15 protein-coding genes are annotated in these 16,850 nt (G+C 73.6%); 7 read left to right on the forward strand and 8 right to left on the reverse strand.

Features of this window, described 5'->3' with window-relative positions; all coding sequences use genetic code 11:
• Window positions 1-19: 19 nt before the first annotated feature.
• A complete protein-coding gene (locus IE106_RS25680; protein ID WP_189537596.1) occupies window positions 20-1,258 on the reverse strand; it encodes a Mur ligase family protein in 1,239 nt (412 codons plus the stop codon).
• A gap of 113 nt (window positions 1,259-1,371) precedes the next feature.
• On the opposite strand from IE106_RS25680, the gene def reads away from it, so the two are divergent.
• Window positions 1,372-1,917 carry a peptide deformylase gene (def, locus tag IE106_RS25685; protein WP_189537597.1) on the forward strand — a complete coding sequence of 182 codons (546 nt, stop codon included), beginning with the start codon at window positions 1,372-1,374 and terminating at the stop codon, window positions 1,915-1,917.
• A gap of 139 nt (window positions 1,918-2,056) precedes the next feature.
• On the opposite strand, the gene IE106_RS25690 is transcribed toward def, so the two are convergent.
• Window positions 2,057-2,704, reverse strand: coding sequence for a TetR/AcrR family transcriptional regulator (locus IE106_RS25690; RefSeq protein WP_189537598.1), 648 nt, complete (start codon window positions 2,702-2,704; stop codon window positions 2,057-2,059).
• Between the two features lie 145 nt (window positions 2,705-2,849).
• On the opposite strand from IE106_RS25690, the gene IE106_RS25695 reads away from it, so the two are divergent.
• The 3 genes from IE106_RS25695 to IE106_RS25705 all read left to right on the forward strand — a co-directional run bounded on the left by IE106_RS25695 (window position 2,850) and on the right by IE106_RS25705 (window position 5,314).
• A complete protein-coding gene (locus IE106_RS25695) occupies window positions 2,850-4,076 on the forward strand; it encodes an acyl-CoA dehydrogenase family protein (RefSeq protein ID WP_189537599.1) in 1,227 nt (408 codons plus the stop codon).
• A gap of 297 nt (window positions 4,077-4,373) precedes the next feature.
• Entirely contained in the window at window positions 4,374-4,979 is a 606-nt protein-coding gene (locus IE106_RS25700; protein WP_189537600.1) for a hypothetical protein, read from the forward strand.
• A 188-nt stretch (window positions 4,980-5,167) separates the two neighbouring features.
• The gene (locus IE106_RS25705; RefSeq protein WP_189537601.1) at window positions 5,168-5,314 is read left to right on the forward strand and encodes a hypothetical protein; all 147 of its coding nucleotides are present in this window, start codon (window positions 5,168-5,170) and stop codon (window positions 5,312-5,314) included.
• A gap of 48 nt (window positions 5,315-5,362) precedes the next feature.
• Here the strand turns inward: IE106_RS25705 and IE106_RS25710 are convergent, their stop codons facing one another.
• The 6 genes from IE106_RS25710 to IE106_RS25735 form a co-directional block, all read right to left on the reverse strand.
• A complete protein-coding gene (locus IE106_RS25710; protein ID WP_189537602.1) occupies window positions 5,363-5,914 on the reverse strand; it encodes a Stk1 family PASTA domain-containing Ser/Thr kinase in 552 nt (183 codons plus the stop codon).
• A 339-nt stretch (window positions 5,915-6,253) separates the two neighbouring features.
• Entirely contained in the window at window positions 6,254-7,168 is a 915-nt protein-coding gene (locus tag IE106_RS25715; protein WP_229840767.1) for a carbohydrate ABC transporter permease, read from the reverse strand.
• Window positions 7,165-8,517 (reverse strand): ABC transporter permease, encoded by a 1,353-nt coding sequence (locus IE106_RS25720; RefSeq protein ID WP_189537603.1) that lies wholly within the window; start codon window positions 8,515-8,517, stop codon window positions 7,165-7,167. The genes IE106_RS25715 and IE106_RS25720 overlap by 4 nt, the downstream gene beginning before the upstream one ends.
• A gap of 13 nt (window positions 8,518-8,530) precedes the next feature.
• Window positions 8,531-9,871 carry an ABC transporter substrate-binding protein gene (locus IE106_RS25725; RefSeq protein WP_373295981.1) on the reverse strand — a complete coding sequence of 447 codons (1,341 nt, stop codon included), beginning with the start codon at window positions 9,869-9,871 and terminating at the stop codon, window positions 8,531-8,533.
• Between the two features lie 42 nt (window positions 9,872-9,913).
• A complete protein-coding gene (locus IE106_RS25730; protein WP_189537605.1) occupies window positions 9,914-11,575 on the reverse strand; it encodes a glycoside hydrolase family 13 protein in 1,662 nt (553 codons plus the stop codon).
• A 223-nt stretch (window positions 11,576-11,798) separates the two neighbouring features.
• Window positions 11,799-13,070 (reverse strand): ABC transporter substrate-binding protein, encoded by a 1,272-nt coding sequence (locus IE106_RS25735; RefSeq protein WP_189537606.1) that lies wholly within the window; start codon window positions 13,068-13,070, stop codon window positions 11,799-11,801.
• 130 nt (window positions 13,071-13,200) lie between these two features.
• Between IE106_RS25735 and IE106_RS25740 the strand changes: the two genes are divergently transcribed.
• From IE106_RS25740 to IE106_RS25750, 3 genes are read left to right on the forward strand one after another with little or no spacing between them, the layout of a single operon-like run.
• Window positions 13,201-13,725, forward strand: a complete 525-nt coding sequence (locus IE106_RS25740; protein WP_189537607.1) for a PadR family transcriptional regulator — start codon at window positions 13,201-13,203, stop codon at window positions 13,723-13,725.
• Complete coding sequence (locus IE106_RS25745; protein ID WP_189537608.1) at window positions 13,722-14,501, forward strand: ABC transporter ATP-binding protein; 780 nt, start codon at window positions 13,722-13,724, stop codon at window positions 14,499-14,501. The genes IE106_RS25740 and IE106_RS25745 overlap by 4 nt, the downstream gene beginning before the upstream one ends.
• A gap of 5 nt (window positions 14,502-14,506) precedes the next feature.
• Complete coding sequence (locus IE106_RS25750) at window positions 14,507-16,810, forward strand: FtsX-like permease family protein (RefSeq protein ID WP_189537609.1); 2,304 nt, start codon at window positions 14,507-14,509, stop codon at window positions 16,808-16,810.
• Window positions 16,811-16,850: the final 40 nt, after the last annotated feature.

Genomic DNA, 16,850 nt, shown 5'->3' on the forward strand with positions numbered 1-16,850 from the left:
CTTTCGTCCTCCTCGCGGATCAGTTGCCGACACGGCGGCGCACGTCCTGGAACGCGGTGTAGTTGGCGATCAGCTCGATCCGCCCGGGCGGGGCCGACTGCACGGCCTCGTCGAGGGTGTCGCACACCCGGAACTCCAGGCCCGCGACCTCCAGCCGGACGGCGAGGTCCAGCCGGCGGTCGCCGATCACGAAGATCGGGTGGCCGGCGAGGCGCGGGTAGTCGACGTCCCACAGCCACGACGTGTCCGTGCCGTCCGCGCCGCGCGCGTTGACGGAGAGGATGACCGGAGTCGGCGGCCGGTCGATGAGCGAGAACGTCTCCAGCCAGCCGGCCGGGTTCTTCGCCAGCAGCAGCCGCAGGTCGCGGTCGAGGAAGGAGACCACGTCGTACCGGCCGGCGACGGCCTGCACCTGGTACATCCGCTCCAGCGCGACCTGCGGCGGCACGCCGAACACGGCGGCGACGGCGGCGGAGGACGTGGCGTTCGCCTTGTTCGCGCGGCCCGGCAGCTGCAGGTGGATCGGCCAGGCGGAGCCGTGCGGGTCCAGGACGTGGTCGCCGCTGAGCGCCCACGTGGGGGCGGGGCGGCGGAAGCCGCACTCGCCGCAGAACCAGTCGTCGCCGGGGCGCTGCATCACACCGCCGCACGCCGGGCACGACCAGGCGTCGTCCTTCCACTCCTGGCCGGCCGCCACCCACACCACGTTGGGTGAGGAGGAGGCGGCCCACACGACGAGCGGGTCGTCCGCGTTGGCGACGACCACGGCCTTCGTGCCGGCGAGGCCCTCGCGCCACTTCTCGGCGAGCATCCGGGTCTCCGCGGCGCGGTCCAGCTGGTCGCGGGAGAGGTTGAGCAGCGCGATCGCCTTGGGCTCGGTGTCCCGGGCCACGCCCGCGAGGTACTTCTCGTCCACCTCGATGACGCCGTACTTCGAGTCCGTCCCGCCGGCCAGTGCGGAGGTGATGCCCGCGGGCATGTTCGCACCGAGCGCGTTGGAGACGACCGGGCCGCTGGCGCGCAGCGCCTCGGCGATGAGACGGGTCGTGGTGGTCTTGCCGTTGGTCGCCGACACCAGGATGACGTCCAGATGCTGCGCGAGCCGGCCCAGAAGGTCGGGGTCGAGCTTGAGCGCCACCCGGCCGCCGATCACCGAACCGCTGCCGCGTCCCGCCGCGCGAGACACCGCCGCTGCGGCCTTGCCCGCCGTCACGGCCAGCTTGGCGCGCGGCGACAGCGGCTCCGAGTTGCCTGCCATCGTCCTTGTTCCTCCTAGCGTGGGTCGCCTCAGCCTATCGAGATCCGGTCGCCGCCCCGAACCCCGCCACCTACCGGAGAGCAGGTGGCGGGCCTGAAAGTACCCTGAACGCCATGCGAAACCGGCCGATCCCCGGCAGTTCCGGCGCCGTGCGGGCGATGAGCCTGCTCGGTTCGCCCGTGCTGCACGCCCCCTGCGAGACCGTCACCGACTTCGGGCCGTCCCTGGCGCGCCTGGTGGAGGACCTGTTCGCCACGATGTACGCGGCGAACGGCGTCGGCCTCGCGGCGAACCAGGTCGGGGTGGGCCTGCGGGTCTTCGTCTACGACTGCCCGGACGACGAGGACGTCCGCCACCTCGGGCATGTCGTCAACCCGCGTCTGGTGGAGACCGGCGGGGTGAGCGTGCGGGGCCCGGAGGGCTGCCTGTCGCTGCCCGGCCTGGAGGCCGGGACGGAGCGGCCCGACCGGGCCGTGGTCGAGGGCGTCGACGTGCGGGGCGAGCCGGTGCGGGTGGAGGGCACGGGGTTCTTCGCCCGGTGCCTCCAGCACGAGTGCGACCACCTGGACGGCCTGCTGTACCCGGACCGCCTGGGCGGCTGGCGCCGGGCGAGGGTCCTGCGCGCGGCGCGGCGCGCCCCGTGGGGGCGCCGCGTCTGACGGGTGCGGCGTCCGACGGGTGCGGCGTCCGACGGGTGCGGTGCCTGGCGGATCCTGTGCCTGACGGGCCGCCGGGGCCCGGGGCGGCCGCCCCGGGCGGTACGCCTCCGCGGGCGTACCGCCCCGCGGTCCGCACCGCTCAGAACCGGGGGCCGCCCACGCGGTCGTCCGCCCCGGCGAGGCGGCCCCACAGGAGGTCGGCCAGTGCCGACACCAACGCGGCCCGGCCGCAGGGCCGTTCGCCCAGCCACCAGTCGCCCGCCGCGTGCATCATGCCGACGATGCCGTGCCCCCACACCCGTGCCAGCGCCTCGCCGCCCTCGCCCAGGTCGACGCGCTCGGCGATGACCTCGGCGAGCTCCTCGCCCATGCGGCGCAGCAGCGGCGCCGAGTGCCGGCCCACGTCGAACCCCTGCTCCGGCTGCTGGCCGGCCTCCTCGGCGGGGTGCATCAGGAACCGGTACACCTGCGGGCGCGCCTCGATCGCGGCGAGGTACGTGTCGAGGGTCGCCTCGACGCGCCGCCGGCGGTCGGCCGGGGCGTCGAGCGCGGCGCGCAGCGCGGCCAGCAGGGCGTCGGTGTGCCGCTTGGCGAGGGCCCGGTACAGCCCGCCCTTGTCACCGAAGTGGCGGTAGAGGATCGGCTTGGTGATGCCGGCCTCGGCGGCGATGGCGTTCATGGACGCCTGCGGTCCGTCGCGCAGGACCACGCGGTCCGCCGCCTCGAGCAGTTCGCGCCGCCGCCGTTCGGCCGATCGCTGCTGCTCGGTCCGGTGTGTGGTGTCCATAGCGTCTCTCCCCGCCCGTCGACGTTCCCAAGGCCAGCGCAACGTAACACCGACCCGGCGCCGGCTGCCGGTTGACAGCGGCTACTTACCGGTAACAGACTGCGGTTACCGTTAGTAACATGCGCACGTCCGCCGGGAGGGAACCATGGCCGAGTTCACACTCGAGCTGAACGACGACCAGAAGCAGGTCCGTGACTGGCTGCACGGATTCGCCAAGGACGTGATCCGCCCGGCCGCCGCGGAGTGGGACGAGCGCGAGGAGACCCCCTGGCCGGTCATCCAGGAGGCCGCCAAGGTCGGCATCTACTCCCTCGACTTCTACGCCCAGCAGTTCTTCGACCCGACCGGCCTCGGCATCCCCGTGGCGATGGAGGAGCTGTTCTGGGGCGACGCGGGCATCGCCCTGTCCATCGTCGGCACCGGCCTCGCCGCGGTGGGCGTCCTCGCCAACGGCACCGAGGAGCAGATCGGCACCTGGATACCCCAGATGTACGGCACCCCCGAGGACGTGAAGGTCGCCGCGTTCTGCTCCTCCGAGCCCGACGCCGGCTCGGACGTCGCCTCCATGCGGACGCGCGCCGTGTACGACGAGGCGAAGGACGAGTGGGTCCTCGACGGCACCAAGACCTGGGCCACCAACGGCGGCATCGCGGGCGTCCACGTGGTCGTGGCCGTCGTCGACCCGGAACTGGGCTCCAAGGGCCACGCCTCCTTCATCGTCCCGCCCGGCACGCCCGGCCTGTCGCAGGGCCAGAAGTTCAAGAAGCACGGCATCCGGGCCTCCCACACGGCGGAGGTGGTCCTGGAGGGCGTGCGCGTCCCCGGCTCCTGCCTGCTCGGCGGCAAGGACAAGCTGGACGAGCGCCTGGCCCGCGCGCGGGAGAAGGCCAGGAAGGGCGGCGAGCGCGTCAAGAACGCCGCGATGGCCACCTTCGAGGCGTCCCGCCCGGCGGTCGGCGCGATGGCCGTCGGCACGGCCCGCGCGGCGTACGAGGTCGCCCTCGACTACGCCACGACGCGCCACCAGTTCGGCCGCCCGATCATCGACAACCAGGGCGTCGCCTTCCAGCTCGCCGACATGCGCACCCGGATCGACGCGGCCCGCCTCCTGGTGTGGCGCGCGTCCTGGATGGCCACCGCGGGCAAGCCCTTCACCTCCGCGGAGGGCTCCATGTCGAAGCTGTACGCCAGCGAGACCGCCAGGGACGTCACCGCCCAGGCGATCCAGATCCTCGGCGGCAACGGCTATACCCGCGAGTACCCGGTCGAGCGCATGCACCGCGACGCCGCGATCTACACGATCTTCGAGGGCACGAGCGAGATCCAGCGCCTGGTCATCGCCCGCACCCTCTCCGGCGTGCCGATCCGCTGACACATGGAACCAGCAGGACGCGCATAGGATCCCTCTCAAGAACCGGCCCCCCTCCCATGCGCGAGGGGGGCCGGATCGTCTGCCTGATCCGCTCAGAGTGCCTCTGGGAGATCATGGGGAGATCGTTCGTGTTCATGGTGCCGCCGCTTTCGCCGCTGCTCCTTCGCCGGTTCAGTGGATCCGGCACGACCGGATGCAGAACGCCCCGTCGCCAAGCGAGGCATCATCATTTCCCGGACGCCCGGCCACTTCCCACGGCACCATGGTCCCCCGCATCCGCACAGTCCAGGGGAGACCATGCGCACCCGTACCACCGCCGCACTCGCGGTATTCCTCCTCACCACACTCACCGCCTGCGGTACCGAGCCCACGCCCGACAAGCCGGCGTCTGCTCCGCAGCCCAGTACCGGCGAAATGACGGAGCAGGCACCGTCCCCGTCCACCTCCACACCACAGAGTCCCCTCCCTCTCGGCGAAGCATGGAAATGGGAGGGTCTGGCCATCGACGGTGTCACTCGTACCAAGGGCTCCACCGTCGCCCTGTCCTACACCCAGCCGGTCGTTGGTTTCAGGCCGCCCGGCAAGGAGTTGGGCGTCAGTGGCAAGGCGGTCTGGGCGCGCATCGAGGTGAAGGTCTGCAACGAAGAAGGTGGGAACATCCACGTCACTCAGTCTGCCTGGTCACTCGCCTACGAGGACGGGGCCCAGGCCGAAGTGACCGGCCTGCACGGTGGCGACTTCCCCAAGCCCGAGTTCCCCATGAACGAGAAGCTCGTCAAGCCTGGCAAGTGCGTGCGCGGTGGCATCATGTTCCCCACCGAACCCGATCAACGTCCCGAGCGCATCGTCTACCACCCTGACTCCATCGACGAGCCGATCGAGTGGGCCGTCCCCACCAAGTAGCACCCGTAAGCGGCTCCTGTGGCCGGCATCCCCTCGTGGCGGGCACCCTTACCGCCGACCCGCGAATAACAGGGTCGCTCCTTCCTTGCTGGTGGTGTGACTTCACTGGGCCTGACGTGTGTTCACCGACCGCACCATCCTCTGCCACATCACCTGCGGCCGGCACCCACGTGCCCCGTACAGGAAGCATGAACACGGTGGTGCTCGACGGCGTGTCGACCGAGATCGGCAACATCGAGAACCGGGTCGATCAGGCCGCCGCCCAATGCATCACCCAGCTGGTCCAGGCCACTGTCGCCGCCTGGACCAAGCACGTGAAGAAGCCGGAGAAGTAGCAGCGCCCCCACCTCCGATGTGGTGGGGGCGCGCTGCCGTTTCCGATGTCAGGGGCAGGTCTCCTCAAGCTTGACCGCCCCGAAGTCGATGGTCGTCTCCGCCGAGACGGTGGCGCCGGCTGCAGGATCCTGCGAGCAGACGGTCCAGTTCCTGTCGAGCACCTGGGCCCGGTCTGCCCCCGTCTCGTCGTGAGAGGTCAGCATGAAGAGGCCCTGTTCCTGCGCGTGGTCCTGGGCCGCCTGCAGCCCCATGCCGACGAAGTTCGGCACCCGGATGCTGTCCGAGGGGTTATCCGCAGGGGGCACCGAAGCAGCAGGATCCGTCCTTGGCGTCGAGGACGGCTTGGCCTTCGGCGGGGGAGTGGCAGCCGGTTTGTCGTCCGCCGTCGGCGTGGCGGTGATCGTTTTGGTCACCGTCGGCGCGGGCGCCGCTTCCACGGTCGTGTCCTTGCTGCCGGCGCTGCCGATGCCTACTCCGATGAAGAACAGCAGGACGGCTGCCGGGATGACGTAGCGCTTGCGCGCCCAGCCCGGCCGGGCAGGCGGCGCGGTGGGCGGCGGCGCCCACTGCGGTGGATGCGGCGGCGGCGACTGGCTCATGAGGACCCCCAAGGTTGTGCGAGAAGCCACGACCGTAGCGGGGCGGGGGAGGCGCCTGCTCCGGTAGTGATGAAATCGTGACAGCCCGCAAGCACACATCGGATCGACTGGCGATGAGACGCAGCTCTGCCCCTCGACAACCACCCGTCGACCGGTGGGGTTTGGTGTGTCGCACGGTGGCGCCGTGATCCGCCGATCTTCGAGGGCACGAGCGAGATCCAGCGCCTGGTCATCGCCCGCACCCTCTCCGGCGTGCCGATCCGCTGACCGCCGGCCGCGGACGGCGGCCGACGGATCGGCGGTGGGGGCGCGGGGCGTACGGCCCCGTGCCCTCCGCCGTCACTTCACGGAACCCGCCATCACCCCCTGGACGAAGTGGCGCTGGAAGGCCAGGAAGACCACCACCGGGACGACCAGGGACAGGAACGCGCCCGGGGCCAGGACGTCGATGTTGCTGCCGAACTGCCGTACCTGGGACTGGAGTTCCACGGTCAGCGGCTGCGAGGAGGAGTCGGCGAAGAGGAGGGCCACCAGCATGTCGTTCCACACCCACAGGAACTGGAAGATGGCCAGGGACGCGAGGGCCGGGCGGCCCACCGGGATCACCAGGTGGACGAAGACGCGCCACTCCCCGCCGCCGTCCATCCGCGCCGCCTCCAGCATCTCGCGCGGCATCTCCGCGAAGTAGTTGCGGAGCAGGAAGACCGCGAACGGCAGCCCGTACGCGACGTGGAAGAGCACCACGCCCGGGATCGTGCCGAACAGGCCCAGCTGGCCGAAGAGTTTCGCCACCGGCAGCAGGCCCACCTGGACCGGTACCACCAGCAGCGCCACCACCAGCAGGAACAGCCAGTCCCGGCCGGGGAACTCCAGCCACGCGAAGGCGTAGCCGGCCAGTGCCGCCAGGGCGACGACCAGGACCGTCGTCGGCACCGAGATCAGCACCGTGTTCCAGAACGCCCGCGTCATGCCCGCGTCGTCCAGCAGCGCCGCGTAGTTGGCGAACGACAGCTGCCCCGGGTCGGCCAGGGCCGTCCACCAGCCGCTGGACGCGCTGTCCTGCGCCGAGCGCAGGGAGGACAGCAGCAGACCGGCCACCGGTGTGATCCAGACCAGCCCCACCACCAGGAGGAACGCCTGCACCAGCCCGTTGCCGAGCAGGCGCCGCAGGCGCCGCCGGCGGGGGCGCGGGGGAGGGGGCGCCAGGGGGGCCGGGGAGGCCGGCTCCACCAGGACGGGTGCGGTCGCGGTCATGACTGGCTCCTGCGGAAGCGGCGGACGTTGAAGACCATCGCGGGGACCACCAGCAGCAGGAGCAGGACGCTCAGCGCGCTGCCGAGCCCCTGGTCGTTGCCGCCGCCGAACGACACCAGCCACATCTGGGTGGCCAGCACCGTCGCGTCCTGCTGCACCGGGCCCGGCGCGATGATGTAGATCAGGTCGAAGACCTTCATCACGTTGATGACCAGCGTGACGAAGACGACCGTCAGCACGGGCGCCAGCAACGGCACGGTGATCCGCCGGAACACCTGCCACTCGTTCGCCCCGTCGATCCGCGCCGCCTCCAGCGCGTCACGCGGCAGCGCCGACAGGCCGGCGCCGATCAGGACCATGGCGAAGCCCGTCCAGATCCACAGGTACGCCCCGATGATCGCCGGCGTGACCAGCGCGGGGCCCAGCCACGACACGCCCCCGAACGGCTCGGCGAAGTTCTCCGCGGGCAGCCGCACCGTGTACGCCCCGCCCTCCTCCAGGCCGTCGAAGCGGAACGCGCCGTCCGCCCCCGTGGTGGCCGTGGCGACCGCCCGGCCGTCCCGTACCGCCTCCACGGCCAGGCCCGGCAGGCCCCGCTCCGCCGCGTCGACCGCGCCCGGGCGCCCCCCGCCGCCCGGGGTGAAGTCCAGGTACACGACGCCGCGCAGCTCGCCGGGGCCCGGCTTCCCCGCCGCGGCCGCCGCCGCGGGCCGCGCCTCCGGCGGCACCTCCGCGGGCCTGACGCCCACGAGGCCCAGCGGGAGCGCGGTACCGCCGGGGGAGACCGCCGCAGTCGTCTCGTACGCCCCGTCCCCGGTGCGCCGCACGTCCCCGCCCTCGCGGGCCCGCGCCCCCGGGTACGACGCGCCGTCCTCGAACAGGTCGTGCACGCCCACCACCGCCGCGTTCAGGACGCCCTTGTCGGGGTCCTCCTCGTAGGCGAGGCGGAAGATGATGCCCGCCGCGAGGAACGACACCGCCATCGGCAGGAACAGCAGCAGCTTGAACGCCGCCGCCCAGCGGATCCTCTCCACCAGCACGGCGAGGATCAGCCCGAGCGCGGTCAGCAGGGTGGGTGCCACGACGACCCACACGGTGCTGTTGCGGACGGCCCTCAGGGTGGCCGGGTCGCGGAACATCTCGACGTAGTTGCCGCCGCCGACGAACCGCGTCCCCGACGCGTCGAAGAAGCTCCGCCCGACGGAGAACAGCACGGGGTACACCACCAGCGCGCCGAGCAGCAGCAGCGCGGGCAGGGCGAAGGCGAGGGCGACGGCCCGCCGGCGCCGCCCGGCGCGGCGCCGCGTGTCGGCGGCCCCCCGCCGGGCGGTCTCGGTGACTGTGGTCATGGTGCGGTCCGCCTCAGCCCTGGTTCGCGGTGCGGTACGCCTTGGCCGCCGCGGCCTCCAGCGCCGCCGCCGTCGCGGCCGGGTCCGACGGGTCGCGCAGGAAGTCCTGGAGGATCTTCCACTCGCCGGCGCCCTTCGTGCCGCCGAACGCCGCCGGAGCCTGGTCCGACATGTCGAAGCGGACCGAGTCGCCCGCGTCGATCAGGGACTTGGCGGTCGCCCGCAGCGTCGGGTCCCCGTACGCGCCGAGGTCGAGGCCCTTGTTCGGGGAGAGGAAGCCTCCCTCGGCCGCCCACACGGCCGCCGCCTGCGGGGTGGCCAGGAACTCCAGGAGCGCCATCGCGGCCCTCTGGTTCCTGCCGTCCTTGAGGACGACCGCCGCGTCGCCGCCGCTGACCACCGGCGCCTCGCCCCGGCCGACCGGCGGGAAGGGGAAGAACGCCGCGTCCTCGCCGATCTTCCGTCCGAACTCGTCCTTCGCGATCCCGGCGACGAAGTCGCCCTCGTACACCATCCCGGCCTCCGGCTTCGGCCCGAAGACCTTCTCGACCGAGCCGGGGAAGTCCGTCGCGAGGGCGCCCTTGCGGCCGCCGGCCAGCAGCCTGTCGTCGGAGAACAGCTTCGACAGCGTCGTGAGCGCCTCGACGACGCTGGGGTCGGTCCACTTGATCTCGTGCCGGGCGAGCCGGTCGTACTTCTCCGGGCCCGCCTGCGACAGGTAGACGTTCTCGAACCAGTCGGTGAGCGTCCAGCCGTCCTCGCCGGCGACCGCGAAGGCCGGCACGCCCGAGTCGGCGACCGTGCGGCCGGCGGCGAGCATCTCGTCGTACGTCTTCGGGGGCTTCACGCCGGCCTGGTCGAGCGTGTCGGGGCCGTACCAGACGGTCGACTTGTTGGACGCCTTGAAGTACACGCCGTACAGGGCGCCGTCGACGGAGCCGTAGCCCTTCCAGACGGGCGCGTAGCCGGTGTCGACGGACTTCTCGGCGGTCTTCGACAGGGGGGTGAGCCACTTGCGGGCGGCGAACTGCCGGAGCACGCCGACCTGCGGCACCATCACCACGTCGGGCGCGTTCCCGCCCTCGATCTTGCTGCCGACGACCGTGGAGACGTTGTCGCCGGTCGACACGAACCGGGTCTGCGCGCCGGTCTTCTCGGTGAAGGCGTCCAGCACCTTCTGGAAGTTCTTCTGCTCGGCGCCGGACCAGACGCCGGCGACCGTCACGGTCTGCCCGGCCAGGGCCTTGCCGTCGCCGCCGCCGGCGGTCACCGGGTCGCCGCCGCAGGCGGTCGCGCCCAGGGCCAGGGCGGTGGCGAGGGCCGAGGCGCACACGGCGGTGGAGCGTCGTCTCATCATGTCCGTACCTTTCGCAGGGGTTCGGGAGGAGGAAGGGGGTCAGGGGGTGGAGGCGGTGATCCACCAGGCGGCGGTGGACCCGGGCAGCGTGCCCGGCGGGCAGGAACCGCTCGCCAGCAGCGGCGCCGCGGGGACGGGGGCGGGCACGGGCGCGGTGCCGAAGTTCACGGCGCACACCAGCCCGTCGCCGCGTTCGAAGGCGAGGACCCCGGGCGGGGCCTCCAGCCAGCGCAGACAGCCCTCGCCCAGCTGCGGCAGACCGCGCCTGAGCTGCAGGCCCTCCCGGTACAGGTGCCAGGACGAACGGGTGTCGGCGAGCGCCCGCTCGGTGGCGTGCTCGGCGAACCAGCCGGGTTGCGGCAGCCACGGCCGGGCCTGGGCGCCGGCGCTGAACCCGAACGGCGAGGCGTGGCCCGACCAGGGCAGCGGCACGCGGCAGCCGTCGCGGATCCGGGCCCGGCTGCCCGTGCGGTGGAAGATCGGGTCGGTGAGCACCTCGTCCGGCAGGTCGACGACCTCGGGCAGGCCCAGCTCCTCGCCCTGGTAGACGTACGCGGCGCCGGGCAGCGCCAGCATCAGCAGCGCGGCGGCCCGCGCGCGGGCGGCGCCCAGCCCGGTGCCCCCGGTGCCGGACTCCCCGTACCGGGTGACGGTGCGGACCTGGTCGTGGTTGTTGAGGACCCAGGTGACGCTGGAACCGGTGCCGGCGATGTCCCGCAGCGCCTCGTCGATGACGGACCGGAACGCGGCGGCGTCCCAGGGCGCGCCCAGCAGGTCGAAGAAGAACGCCTGGTGCAGCTCGTCCGGGCGGACGTACAGGGCGTGCTCGCGGGCGGTCGGCACGGACACCTCGCCGACGAGCAGCCGCTCCCGGCCGTCGCGGGCGGTGTACTCCTCGCACACCTTCCGCCAGTGCCGCCACACGCCGTGCACCTCGGGCCGGTTCCAGGCGAGGGGGTTGACCGAGTCGCGGGCGCGGGCGTCCGCCTCCGGGTCGGGAGAGTCGGGCAGGTCCGGGTGCTTGAACAGCCCGGCGGCCACGTCGATGCGGAAGCCGTCCACGCCCCGGTCGAGCCAGAACCGCAGCACCTGGTCGAAGTGCGCGCCGACCTCGGGGTCGCGCCAGTTCAGGTCGGGCTGCTCGGGCGTGAACATGTGCAGGTACCACTGGCCGGGCGTGCCGTCCGGTTCGGTGACGCGGCTCCACGCGGGGCCGCCGAACATCGCGTGCCAGTTGTTGGGCGGCAGGTCGCCGCCGGGGCCCCGGCCGTCGGCGAAGTGGAACCGGCCGCGGGCCGCGCCGCCGGGTCCGGCGGCGAGCGCCTCGCGGAACCACGGGTGCTCGCTGGAGCAGTGGTTGGGGACGATGTCGAGCAGCACCTTGATCCCGAGCCGGTGCGCGTCGGCGACCAGCAGCGCGAACTCGTCGAGGTCGCCGTAGACCGGGTCCACGTCGAGGTAGTCGGCCACGTCGTAGCCGTGGTCGTGCTGCGGCGAGGGGTAGAAGGGGCTCAGCCAGACGCCGTCGACGCCGAGCTTCTTCAGGTACGGCAGGCCGGAGCGGACGCCGGCGAGGTCGCCGATCCCGTCGCCGGTGCTGTCCAGGAAGCTGCGGACGTACACCTGGTAGATCACCGCGTCGCGCCACCAGGGGTGCGTGAGGCGGTGCGAGAGGCCGTCGTCGGCCGGGGCTGTGAGCATCACCCGTTGACCTGTCTCTGCGTGAAGGGTGCGTGCTGCTCGAAGGGCAGCGGTTATGCATGCATGTTAGGTAGCGGGGTTCACCTCGTGTCAATGACGAAGCAATAAACACCGGCTGGTTACCGGTGTATGGGGTGGTTTGTCCCCGGGAAAGGACGGCGAAGAGGCCGATCCGCATACCTAACACGTAAGTAGGGGGGTGAGGTGAAGGAGGGGAGCGCGCTCAGCCGCGGCGCGCGATCGCGTCCAGCTCCGCCGCGAGCCGGCGCACCGCGGCCCCGGGCCCCTGGCGCTGCGCCAGCGCGTCGTGCATCACGGCCTGCACGGCGAGGCTGACCTGCTCGTACCGCGGGCTCTTGGGGCGCGGGCGGGCCGCCAGCACGCTCTCCCGCAGCGCCGGCAGGTACGGGAAGCGCCGCACCAGCGCCGCGTCCCCGTACAGCGCCGCCCGCACCGGCGGCAGCGCGCCCTCCACCAGGACGCGGCGCTGCACCGCGTCGCTCGTCAGGTACGCGATGAGGTCGGCGGCCGTCTCCGCGTGCCGCGCCCGGCTGCTCACCGCCAGGTTCGACCCGCCCAGCACGCTCGTGCCCGGACCGTCCCGGCCCGGCAGCGGCACCGCCCCGAACCGGCCCGCGACCCCGGAGCCGCTCCCCGAGGCGCCCGCCCACGCGTACGGCCAGTTCCGCAGGAACAGCAGCCGCCCGTCCTGGAAGGCCCGCCGGGACTCCTCCTCCGTGTACGTCAGCGCCTCGCGGGGGATCCAGCCCTCCCGCACCCCCCGCGCCAGGAACGCCACCCCGGACCGCGCGGCCGCCGAGTCCACCGCGACCCGTCCGCCCTCGTCGCCGAGGACCGTGCCGCCGGCCGAGTACACCGCCTCCGTGACGTTGACCGTCAGCCCCTCGTACGGCAGGAACTGGCCCGCGTACCCGCCGACGCCGTGCTCCGGCGCGACCGTCCGCGCCTGCCGCTCCAGCTCCGCCCAGGTGCGCGGCGGCCGTTCGCCCTCCGCGGCCAGCAGGTCGGAACGGTAGAAGAGCATCCCGGCGTTCGTCACGTACGGCACGGCGTACAGCCGCCCCTCGTACGTCGCCGTGTCCACGACCGGCGGCAGGAAGCCGTCCAGCGCGAACCGCCCCCGCTCCAGCGGCGCGATCCACCCGGCCGCCGCGAACTCCGACGTCCACGCCACGTCGATGTTGAGCAGGTCGAACCGGCCCCCACCGGACCGCAGGTCGGTGATCATCTGCGCCCGGGTCTCGTCCGCCGAGTCCGGCAGCTCCACCAGCGTGACCCGCTCCGCCGGCCGCGCCCGGTTCCAGTCGTCCAGCAGGGGCCCCAGGTACCCCGTGAGGTCCCCGGCCGTGGCCAGCGTCACGGGCCCCCGCCCGGCCTCCCGCCGGCCGTCCCCGGGCACCCCGGACGCCACCGACCCCACCAGCAGCAGGATCACGACGAGGAGGCCCCTACCCGCGGCACTCGCCCACCGCATAGGTTCCTCCCTGTGACACCGGTACCGGACACCTTCGTCAGGTCAGTGGCATGTATACCTGTTAGGCATTGAGCGATACTAGGCCGCAGAGCACATCGAGCCCGGATCGCGACAGAAGGAGAGCCCACGAGTGCGCATGCAGCTCCTCGCTCTCCTCGCGGACGGGCCCGCGCACGGCTACGAGCTCAAGCAGGACCTCGAACAACTCCTGGGCGTCGCGTACCCTCAGCCCAACGTCGGCCAGATCTACGTCACCCTCGGCCGGCTGGAGAAGTCGGGGCTCATCGAGGGCGAGGAGGTCGCCCAGTCGAGCCGGCCCAACAAGAAGATCTACCGCCTCACCACCGCCGGGCGCGACGAGCTGCGCACCTGGTTCGAGGAGACGGCGGACGAACCGCGGGTGCGGGACGAGTTCTTCATGAAGCTCGCCCTCGCCCCCCGGACCGGCCTCGCCGACCAGATCACCCTCATCAACCGACAGCGACGCGAGTACCTCAGGACGATGCGCACCCTCTCCAAGCTGGCCGCCACCGAGAACCGCGACAACCGCACGGCGCACCTGCTCATCGAGGGCGCCATACTCCACCTCCAGGCCGACCTCGACTGGCTGGAGCGCTGCCAGGAGGAACTCGAAGGGCTGGAGGAGCCGCGATGAGCCCCGCCACCCCGTCCGCCGCCCCGCTCCTGGAGGCCCGCGGCCTGGTCCGCACCCACCACGGCGAAGGCGGCCCCGTCCACGCCGTGCGCGGCGTCGACCTCACCGTGCGCCGCGGCGAGTTCGTCGCCGTCACCGGACCCTCCGGAGCCGGCAAGTCCACCCTCCTGCACCTCCTCGGCGGCCTCCAGCGCCCCGACGACGGCACCGTCCTCCTGGACGGCGAGTCCACCGACGACTACACGGAGGCCCGCTGGGCCGTGGAGCGCCGCCGCAGCATCGGCATCGTCTTCCAGTTCTTCAACCTCGTCTCCAACCTCACCGTCGCCGACAACGTCGAACTGCCCGCCCTCCTCGCGGGCTCCTCCACCCGCCACGCCCGCGCCGAACGCGAGAGGCTCCTCACCGAGCTCGGCCTCGCCGCGAAGGCCCGCAGCATGCCCGGCGAACTGTCCGGCGGCGAGCAGCAGCGCGTCGCCCTCGCCCGCGCCCTGGTCAACCACCCCCGGCTGCTCCTCGCCGACGAACCGGCCGGCAGCCTCGACAGCAGGGGCACCCGCGAGGTGATGCGGCTGCTCTCCCGCTTCCACCGGCGCGGCCAGACCATCGTCCTCGTCACCCACGACGCCCGGCTCGCCAGCGCCGCCGACCGCGTCATCAGCTTCTTCGACGGCCGGATCACCGACGACGTCACCCTCGGGGACGACGGCCCCGCCGCCGGCGGCGGGGCCGCGCGCACCGCCGGCCCCGGCCGCGTCGTCGAGCTGAGGGACTGACCGCCGTGCGGGCCATGCTGCGCTGGGCGCACGCCGACCTGCGGACCCACCGCGGCGAGGCGCTGTTCCTCGTCTGCGCCACGGCCGGGATCGTCGCCTCGCTCCTCCTCGCCGCGGCCCTCCTCGGCTACGCCACCAACCCCTGGCAGCGGGTCTTCACCCAGTCCCACGCCGCCCACGTGTGGCTCCACACCGGCCGCGCCGCCGACCCCGCCCGCCTCGCCGGACTCGACGGCGTCGCGTCCGTCGCCGGCCCGTACGACACGGTCGCCACCACCGTCGCCTCGCGCGGCGCCCGCGCCTCCGTCGAACTGCGCGCCGCCGGGGAGCGCCCGCCCGCCACCGGCCGCCCCCTGCTCACCGCCGGCCGCTGGCTCGACCCGGCCGTCCCCGACGGCGTCGTCCTGGAGAGCGGCCTCGCCGCCGCCCTGGTCGCCGGGCCCGGCGACACCCTCGCCCTGCCCGGCGGCACCGGACGCACCGTCACCGTCCTCGGCGTCGCCGACACGGCCGAACCCCGCTACCGGCCCGGCGAACGCCCCGGCACCGTCTGGGCCCCCGCCGCCACCGTCCGCACCGTCCCCGGCCTGCCCGGCCGCCTCACCGGCCTGCGCCTCACCCACGCCGACGACACCGAGTACGCCGTGCAGCGCGCCGTCACCGCCCTCGGCGCCGGCGCCGTCACCGACGTCACGCACTGGCAGCAGGCCCGCGCCGAAGCCCAGGACGACACCCGGCTCCTCGGGCGGATCCTCGGCCTCTTCGGGCTGGGCGCCCTCGCCGCCGCCGCGCTCGCCGTGTTCGGCGCGATCAGCACCCGCGTACGCGGCCACCTCCGCGACATCTCCGTCCTCAAGGCCGTCGGCTTCACCCCCGGCCAGGTCGTCCGGGTCTTCCTCGCCCAGCACCTGGCGTACGCCGTGCTCGGCGCCGCCCTCGCCACCGTGCTCACCCACACCCTCGGCGGCCGCATACCCGGCAGGGTCGGCGACGCCGTCGGCGTGTGGCAGGGCCTGCCCGGGCACCCGGCCGCGCTCCTCGGCGTCCCGGCCGCCGTCGTCGCCCTCATCGGCGCCGCCACCGGCCTCGCCGCCTGGCGCGCCGGCCGCGTGCCCCCCGTTCCCGCCGGCGCCCCGGCCGGCCCCCGCACCGGCCGGGGACTGTCCCGGCCCGCGCGCCGCGCCCTCGCCCTGCCCGGCGTACCGCCCGCCCTGGTCCTCGGCTGGCACCGCGCGTTCGGCCGCGGCCGCCACACCCCCGCCACCGTCGCCCGGCTCGCCCTGCCGCTGCTGCTGATCACCGTCGCCCTGGGCGCGTGGACCACCATCGAACGCTTCGACACCCGGCCCGAACGGCTCGGCCTGCCCGCCGCGCTCACCGCCCGCCCCGCCGAGGGGGTCGGCGACCGGGAGGCCCGCGCCCTGCTCCAGCGCAGCCCCGACGTGCTCGCCGCCCACCGCGGACTGCAGGTCGCCGCGCTCGTGCCCGGACAGACCGGCACGATCACGCTGCGCGGCCTCGGCACCCGCCAGGACCCCTACCCGTACTCCGTCGCCGAGGGCCGGCCCGCCGACGGCCCCGACGAGGCGGTGGCCGGGCAGGGCCTCCTCGACCTCCTCGGCGCCGGGGTCGGGGACTGGGTGCGGGTCACGGTCGGCGGCCGCCCGCAGGTGCTCCACCTCGTCGGCCGCAGCATCGAACCCGAGAACGGCGGCCGGACCATCTCCACCTCGCTCGACACCCTCCGCGAGAACGACCCGGACCTGCGGCCCACCGTCTACCACCTGCGGCTGCGGCCCGGCGCCGACCCGCAGGCCGTGCGCGCCGAGCTGCTCCAGGCCGCCGCCGGGCGCCTCGACGTCCACCAGGTCTCCGGTCCCGCCGACCGGCTCGCCGCACTGCGCGGCGTGGTCGCCGGGCTGATCGCCGTCCTCGCCCTCATCGGCCTCACCGAGGTGTCCACCGCCATCGGGGGCGCGGTGCGCGCGGGGGAGCGCGACCTGCTCGCCCTGAAGGCCATGGGCCTGTCCCCCCGGGAGGTCACCGCCGTCACGGTGACCGCCGTCGGCTGCACCGCCCTCGCCGCGGCCGTCGCCGGCACGGCCCTGGGGGTGCCGCTCGCCCACTGGCTGATCGACCACGAGGGCCGTACCAGCGGCGTCGGCGCGGGCATCGCCCACGGCCCCTCGCCGCTGCACCTGCTGGCCGTGGTGGCCGCGGCCGTCCTCGGCGCCGTCGCGCTGGCCGTCGTGCCCGCCGCCAGGGCCGCCCGCCGCAGGCTCGCGGACACCCTGGGCGCGTACGGCTGACCCGGCCCGCCACCGCACCGGCCCCGCACGGGGAGCCGCG

It is taken from the genome of Streptomyces roseolilacinus (genome assembly GCF_014649335.1).
Classification (GTDB): Bacteria; Actinomycetota; Actinomycetes; order Streptomycetales; family Streptomycetaceae; genus Streptomyces; species Streptomyces roseolilacinus.